Here is a 1,160-nt window from a genome sequence, read left to right on the forward strand (position 1 = left end):
GCGCGGCCCTCGACCGGCTCCGACGCGAGAGGGAGCTGGCGGACCTGCTGGACGGCTCCCTTGCCAACGGCGACTTCTCCGTCCTGCTCCAGCCCAAGGTGCGCCTGGCAGACGGCGCCGTGGCCGGCGCCGAGGCGCTGGCCAGGTGGCTCCATCCGCGCGAGGGAACCATCTACCCGTCCGAGTTCGTGCCGGTGCTCGAACGCAGCGGGGCCGTGCGCGCGCTCGACCTCTACGTGTTCGAGCGCGTGTGCGAACGGCTGGCACGCTGGCTGCGCGAAGGCCGGGAGCCCGTGCCCGTGTCCGTCAACCTTTCGCGCCGCCACTTCGAGGACCCCCGCTTCCTCGCGCGCTTCGCCGACACGGCCGACCGGCTCGGCGTGCCGCGCGGGCTGCTGGAGATGGAGTTGACCGAGTCGATCTTCCTCGACGACGAGGCTATCGACAACGTGAAGCGCGCCGTGCGCGACCTGCGCGCCGCCGGGTTCTCCTGCTCGCTCGACGACTTCGGCTCGGGCTACTCGTCGCTCGGGCTGTTGAAGGAGTTCGACGTGAGCGCCCTCAAGCTGGACCGCCGGTTCTTCCGCGAAGACACCCCGCGCGCCCGCGACGTGGTGGAGGCTGTGGTGCGCCTGGCTGCCAAGCTGGGCCTGGACACCGTGGCCGAGGGCATAGAGGACGAGCGCCAGCTGGCCTTCCTGCAAAGCGTGGGCTGCGGCCTCGTGCAGGACTACGTCTTCGCGGAGCCCTTGCCGTTCGACGAGTTCGAGCGTTGGGCGGACACGCGCGCAAGGGCGGTCGCGTCGGGGGCGGGCTCGGCCAGCCGCTCGGTGCCCGGCATGCCGGCGGCCTCCAGGAACGTGCGCACGGCGGCGAGCATGAGCCGGTAGTACCCGTCCATGGCCCGGGCGAAGCCGACGGCGTCGCGGGAGCGCAGCGCCTCGAGCCCTTGCTCCCCCAGCGCCTCCAACACCGGCGCGCTCGCCCCCGAGGGGCCGAAGAACACGAGGAAGTAGCCCCATAGCAGCAGGCTGTTCAGCTCTCCCAGCACGTCGCGCAGCGGATCGAGCGGCACGTTGCCCAGGAAGCCCTCCATGAGCGCCTTGGGGACGGCCCATGGGCCCGCCTCCCGCCCGAGCGCGCGCTCGGCATCGCCTGCC

Annotated in this window: 1 protein-coding gene; it reads left to right on the top strand. The window is 72.2% G+C overall.

The genetic code is table 11. The features are described from left to right. Positions 1-890: EAL domain-containing protein (locus GPA_RS13455; protein ID WP_156791177.1), on the top strand; the 890-nt coding region annotated here is incomplete at its 5' end. Positions 891-1,160 lie beyond the last annotated feature (270 nt).

The sequence above is a fragment of the Gordonibacter pamelaeae 7-10-1-b genome, from assembly GCF_000210055.1.
Lineage (GTDB): Bacteria > Actinomycetota > Coriobacteriia > Coriobacteriales > Eggerthellaceae > Gordonibacter > Gordonibacter pamelaeae.